Source organism: Sporosarcina sp. P26b (genome assembly GCF_002743245.1).
GTDB lineage: Bacteria > Bacillota > Bacilli > Bacillales_A > Planococcaceae > Sporosarcina > Sporosarcina ureae_C.
Genome location: NZ_PDYW01000049.1, coordinates 1 through 6130, shown reverse-complemented (window position 1 = coordinate 6130; position 6130 = coordinate 1). Strand labels below are relative to the sequence as shown.

At 44.3% G+C, this 6130-nt stretch carries 5 protein-coding genes; 4 read left to right on the top strand and 1 reads right to left on the bottom strand.

Going from position 1 to position 6130, the window contains the following annotated elements; all coding sequences use genetic code 11:
- Nucleotides 1–398 precede the first annotated feature (398 nt).
- Entirely contained in the window at nucleotides 399–878 is a 480-nt protein-coding gene (gene rraA / locus CSV69_RS16290) for a ribonuclease E activity regulator RraA (protein ID WP_085428455.1), read from the top strand.
- 165 nt (nucleotides 879–1043) lie between these two features.
- Nucleotides 1044–3188: an ATP-dependent Clp protease ATP-binding subunit gene (locus tag CSV69_RS16285; RefSeq protein ID WP_369823968.1), complete on the top strand. Its 2145-nt coding sequence runs from the start codon at nucleotides 1044–1046 to the stop codon at nucleotides 3186–3188.
- A gap of 57 nt (nucleotides 3189–3245) precedes the next feature.
- Here CSV69_RS16285 and CSV69_RS16280 read toward each other — a convergent pair whose 3' ends face one another.
- Nucleotides 3246–3428 carry a YjzD family protein gene (locus tag CSV69_RS16280; RefSeq protein ID WP_085428456.1) on the bottom strand — a complete coding sequence of 61 codons (183 nt, stop codon included), beginning with the start codon at nucleotides 3426–3428 and terminating at the stop codon, nucleotides 3246–3248.
- Between the two features lie 178 nt (nucleotides 3429–3606).
- On the opposite strand from CSV69_RS16280, the gene CSV69_RS16275 reads away from it, so the two are divergent.
- Together CSV69_RS16275 and fabF are read left to right on the top strand one after the other, a co-directional pair.
- Complete coding sequence (locus CSV69_RS16275; RefSeq protein WP_085428457.1) at nucleotides 3607–4539, top strand: beta-ketoacyl-ACP synthase III; 933 nt, start codon at nucleotides 3607–3609, stop codon at nucleotides 4537–4539.
- A 44-nt stretch (nucleotides 4540–4583) separates the two neighbouring features.
- Entirely contained in the window at nucleotides 4584–5819 is a 1236-nt protein-coding gene (fabF, locus tag CSV69_RS16270) for a beta-ketoacyl-ACP synthase II (RefSeq protein WP_085428458.1), read from the top strand.
- The last annotated feature ends 311 nt before the right edge of the window (nucleotides 5820–6130 follow it).

The window sequence follows — 6130 nt, the reverse complement described above, 5'->3', positions numbered from 1 at the left end:
TGGTTATAATTAGGGGTCAAGCCGTCGACGCCTTGACACCCCGAATCATACCAAGGGGACTTTTCTATTTCAATAGGGTTCCACTAACCAAACAGGAATGCTCCCGATGGATCAGCCCGATCAGGTGAGACAACTAAGAGAGCGCAGCGAACAGTTGGCTCACCGCGGGCCCATGGGAAAGCGTCCCCCAACTGGAGCTTCCATCCCCTCCCCCCCACAAATTCACTAACCACTTCAAAGCTATTGCTTTTGAATTTAAACAAGTTCAAACACAACACCAAGTCACACACTATCCACAATGACTGCTAAGTACATTCAAAATAAAAAAAAGGAAATGCTGGATTGTGTCGAATAGGATTAAGGTAGCGTCAAACAGAAAGTACGAGGGGGAATGGGAAATGTCAGTTAAAACAGCGGATCTATGCGATGACTTTATCGACGAACTGCAAGTATGCACAGTGGAGTTCAAATCTTACGGAAAGCACAAGAGATTCTCGGGGCCGATCTCTACAGTGAAAGTATACGAAGACAACGTGCTCGTCAAAGAAGCACTTCAAACGATACCGCAAGGCAATGTACTCGTGGTTGACGGAGGAGGTTCAAAACGCTGCGCACTCATGGGGGACATGCTCGGCGAAATCGCCCAAGACCGTAAACTTGCGGGCGTCATTATCTACGGCTGCGCACGCGATACCGCGGATCTCGGCACACAGGAGATCGGCGTTATGGCGATCGGCAGCATGCCAGTGAAGAGTATCAAGCGCGGCGAAGGACAGAAAGACGAGGTGCTTCATTTTGGGAATGTTGAATGGACACCAGGTCACTATGTCTACGCAGACGAAGATGGGGTAGTCGTTGCGCCACGTCAATTAGTTTAATGCCAGTCGCTCGCGTAATGCGGGCGGCTTTTTTATGTAAAAATCGATCGAAAAATAATAGAGTAATTCAAGTTAAAACTTTTTACTTTCGTTAAAAAATAGACTATAATTAAATTAATCAAAGATAGTCAAAGTCAAAATAATGAGAGGTGGATGTATATGCGTATGGATGGAACACAAGAAGATCAGCGCTCACCACTGGAGCAATTTGGACGCAATCTAGTTGAAGAAGTAAAGAATGGTAAAATGGATCCGGTTATTGGCCGGGATGAAGAAATTCGAAATGTCATCCGAATATTGTCAAGAAAGACTAAAAACAATCCTGTACTAATTGGGGAACCAGGTGTTGGTAAAACTGCGATTGTTGAAGGATTAGCGCAGCGTATTGTGAAAGGCGATGTGCCGGAAGGGTTGAAAGACCGCCAAATTTTCGAATTAGATATGAGTGCATTGATAGCAGGCGCGAAGTATCGTGGGGAGTTTGAAGAACGTCTGAAAAGTGTCTTGAAACAAGTGAAAGACAGTAATGGAGAAATCATTATGTTCATTGATGAAATCCACACGATCGTTGGAGCGGGTAAAACTGAAGGCGCGATGGATGCCGGCAATATGTTGAAGCCGATGCTAGCGCGTGGTGAATTGTACTGTATTGGTGCGACTACATTAGATGAATACCGCATGTATATCGAGAAAGATGCGGCACTTGAAAGACGTTTCCAGCAAGTAATGGTTCGTGAACCTTCTGTTGAGGACACGATTTCGATTCTACGTGGTTTGAAAGAACGTTTTGAATTACACCATGGTGTTCGTATTCATGACCGAGCCATCGTTGCAGCGGCAACATTATCCGATCGATATATAACAGAACGTTTCATGCCGGATAAAGCTATAGATTTAATTGATGAAGCATGTGCGATGATTCGTACAGAAATTGACTCTATGCCGTCAGAATTAGATGCGGTAACTCGTAGAATTATGCAACTTGAAATTGAAGAGCAGGCATTGCGTAAAGAAAAAGATACGATGAGTCAGTCTCGTCTTAAAACTTTACGAGAAGAGTTGCAAGATTTGAAGGATTCCTCAAAAGATATGCGTGAGCAATGGGATAATGAAAAAGCTGAATTAAAAACTATTCAAACGAAAAGAGAAGAGCTAGATCGCTATCGTCGTGAACTCGAGGAAGCGCAAGGTAGTTTTGATTTGAATAAAGCGGCAGAATTACAGTACGGTAAAATTCCTGCATTAGAGAAAACATTGAAAGAACTGGAAAGCCCACTTGAAGGTACGAAAGATTTACGTTTAGTACGTGAAGAAGTGGCGGAAGAAGAAATTGCTTCGATCGTTGCTCGTTGGACAGGTATTCCGGTAACGAAACTCGTAGAAGGTGAACGCGAGAAGTTATTGCGATTGCATGAAACATTGAAAGAACGTGTCATTGGACAAGACAATGCCGTACAACTCGTCACGGAAGCTGTCTGGCGTGCACGTGCGGGTATTCAAGATCCGAATAAGCCTATTGGTTCGTTCTTGTTTTTAGGTCCGACTGGGGTAGGTAAGACGGAGCTAGCGAAAACATTGGCAGCTACATTGTTTGACTCGGAAGACCACTTTGTCCGAATTGATATGTCTGAATACATGGAGAAGCACAGTGTGTCTCGTTTAGTCGGTGCGCCTCCGGGATATATCGGGTACGAAGAAGGCGGTCAGCTGACGGAAGCAGTCAGACGCAATCCATATGCAGTCGTGTTATTGGATGAAATCGAGAAAGCTCACCCGGATGTAGCGAATATCTTGCTGCAGATCCTAGATGACGGTCGCATCACAGATAGCCAAGGACGTTTGGTCAACTTTACGAATACGGTTGTCATTATGACTTCGAATATAGGATCTGCTTATTTACTTAATAATGATTTAGATGAGTCGGAGCATGCCAAAGAAGATTTGATTATGGCTGCACTTCGTAGTCACTTTAAGCCTGAGTTATTGAATCGGATGGATGACATTATTATCTTCCATTCTTTAACTGCTGAATCATTTAAAGCGATTGCTAACAAGATGCTCGTTGATTTGGTAGCTCGTTTAGAAGAGCAAGATCTAGAACTCGTCTATGATGAAGATGTACTCGATTGGATTGTGCGTGAAGGTGCAGATGCAGATTTCGGTGCACGCCCATTGAAACGATTCATCCAACGACATGTAGAAACAAAAGTTGCAAAAGAAGTAATACGTGGCGGATTGGTCGAAGGACAGCAAATCAAATTGTCCATGAATGATGGAGCATTAGTTGTAGAAGTCATGCCGGTAGTATAAGGTCAATATAAAAAGCGTAAGAACTGATGAACAGTTCTTACGCTTTTTGATCGTCTATTAAACGTCAGCTGGAGATTCGTTAGGAATGATTGCTGTGATAATCAATACAAGTACAGCCAAAACGATTGAAACGGTAACGCCCGCCATAAAGTCGAATTCGGTACCTCCAATGGAGCCAGCAACGTAGTTTAACATAGCTACTAATAGGAACGACCAAACAAATGTCATAATATAGTGCATGATTTTCACCTCGAATAGTCTATTTCAAAGTTCATCATACCATAGTCAGTCAAAACGTTGAAATGATTTTATACATTATATTTGACGAAAAAGTGTCCTCGTCTTGAAAAAGTACACATTTTCTTCTATAATTACTACCAGGTACTAATATTAGATGATAAGGAACGAGGTAGATGAGATGAGAGCTGGACTTTTAGGGATGGGGAAATTTGTTCCACAGACAGTTGTGACAAATGAAGATTTAGAAAAACGTTTAGATACTTCCGACGAATGGATTCGCACACGTACAGGAATACAAGAACGCAGAATTGCGGATGATACTATTGATACGTCTGACATGGCATTTGAGGCTGCGAAGGATGCATTGGAATCAGCGGGTATTCGCGCTGATCAAATTGGTCTTATTTTAGTAGCAACAGTAACACCTGATAACATATTCCCTTCTGTTTCAACGATGATCCAGCATCGCTTAGGTGCAAAGAATGCAGCGGCGATGGATGTATCTGCAGCTTGTGCAGGATTCATCTATGGTATAGTAACGGCCAAGCAGTTTGTTGAATCAGGCACGTATGACTATGTCCTCGTAGTAGGCGTGGAAAAGTTATCGAAAATCGTCGACTGGGAAGACCGCAATACAGCTGTTTTATTCGGTGATGGGGCAGGAGCGACAGTCGTAGGGAAAGTAAGTGAAGGCAGAGGAATTCTTTCATTCGAATTGGGAGCAGACGGTTCAGGTGGAAAACATCTTCATCATGATAAGTTTTTACAAATGAATGGCCGTGAAGTATTCAAATTTGCGGTACGTCAAATGGGAGAAACAGCGGTCAACGTTGCGAAAAAAGCAGGTTTGACGACTGACCAAGTGGATTATTTGGTTCCTCATCAGGCGAATATCCGTATTATGGAAGCCTCACGTGAGCGTTTAGGCTTACCGGTCGAGAAGATGTCCAAGACGGTTCACAAGTATGGGAATACGTCTGCTGCGTCTATTCCGATTTCATTGACGGACGATTTGGAAGAGGGACGCGTGAAAGACGATGATGTGATTGTTCTCGTAGGATTCGGTGGCGGCTTGACATGGGGCGGCTTATGTATAAAATGGGGTAAGTAATTAACCTGTAAAATAAAAGTTCACGATAGAGAGGAAGTTTGAAATTGGAAAAACGACGTGTAGTGGTAACGGGTATTGGTGGAATCTCCCCAGTAGGTAACTCTGCTGAAGAATCATGGAAAGCAGTCCTAGAAGGAAAATCCGGTATTGATATCATGACCAGACTCGATCAAGAGAAATTCCCAGTTCGTGTTATGGCAGAGGTTAAGGGATTCGATATCGAGCAATATGTTTCACGTAAAGACGCTCGGAAAATGGATCGATTCACGCATTATGCAGTCGCTTCAGCGATGATGGCAATGAAAGATGCAAACTTGGAACTTGAAGGCGACTTAGCGCTTCGTACAGGAGTTTGGATCGGTTCAGGAATCGGCGGAATGGAATCACATGAGACACAATTTAATACATTCCTTGAAAAAGGTTACCGACGCGTCAGTCCATTTTTCGTTCCGATGATGATACCGGATATGGCAGCAGGACAAGTGTCTATTTTCACAGGCGCTAAAGGTATCAACTCTTGTTCCGTTACGGCTTGTGCATCTGGTACAAACTCGATCGGGGATGCATTCGAAGTCATCCTTCGCGGAGATGCAGACGTGATGATTACGGGTGGAACTGAAGCACCGATTACGTCACTTGCAGTAGCAGGCTTCATCGCAAGTACAGCGTTGTCTTTAAATGATGATCCATCAAAAGCTTCCCGTCCGTTCGATAAAAACCGTGATGGTTTCGTTATGGGTGAGGGTGCAGGTATCTTGATTTTAGAAGAGTATGAGCATGCAGTTGCACGTGGAGCGAAGATCTATGCAGAGATCGTAGGCTATGGTTCAACTGGAGACGCACATCATATTACAGCACCGGCACCAGGTGGAGAAGGTGGCGCACGCGCTATGCAACAGGCATTGGCTAAAGCGGGCGTAGAGCCGAACCAGGTGGATTATATCAATGCACACGGAACGAGTACGCCATATAATGATTTGTTTGAGACAATGGCTGCGAAGACGGTGTTTGGCGATCACGCGTATAAGTTGGCGATGAGCTCGACTAAGTCGATGACAGGTCATTTGCTTGGCGCTGCTGGTGGTATTGAGGCGATCTTTACTGTGAAGGCGTTGCAGGAAGGGATTTTGCCTCCTACTATGAATTATGAGACCCCGGATCCTGAGTGTGATTTGGATTATGTGGTGAATGAGGCGCGTAAGGCTGATATTACGTATGCTATGAGTAATTCTCTTGGCTTTGGCGGGCATAATGCTTCGTTGGTGTTTAAGAAGATATAAGTTGGAGGTGGGAAGGGTCGATTTTGACTCTTTCTGCTTTTTTTATTGGAGAAGCTTAAGTTCAAGTTCAAGTTCAAGTTCGTTGGTGAGTGGAAGGGCACCGTTTACCGACGTTCCAGGCGGACGCTTTCCCATGGGCCCGCGGTGAGCCAACCAGTTCGCTGCGCTCTCTTTTGGTTGTCTCACCTGATCGGGCTGATCCATCGGGAGCATTCCTGTTTGGTTAGTGGAACCCTATTGAAATAGAAAAGTCCCCTTGGTATGATTCGGGGTGTCAAGGCGTCGACGGCTTGACCCCTAATTATAACCAA

Excerpts from the sequence above, each read along its gene's own strand:
- CSV69_RS16275 (WP_085428457.1), top strand. The coding sequence starts at position 3,607 with ATGAGAGCTGGACTTTTAGGGATGGGGAAATTTGTTCCACAGACAGTT.
- CSV69_RS16285 (WP_369823968.1), top strand. The coding sequence starts at position 1,044 with ATGGATGGAACACAAGAAGATCAGCGCTCACCACTGGAGCAATTTGGA.
- CSV69_RS16280 (WP_085428456.1), bottom strand. The coding sequence starts at position 3,428 with ATGCACTATATTATGACATTTGTTTGGTCGTTCCTATTAGTAGCTATG.
- rraA (WP_085428455.1), top strand. The coding sequence starts at position 399 with ATGTCAGTTAAAACAGCGGATCTATGCGATGACTTTATCGACGAACTG.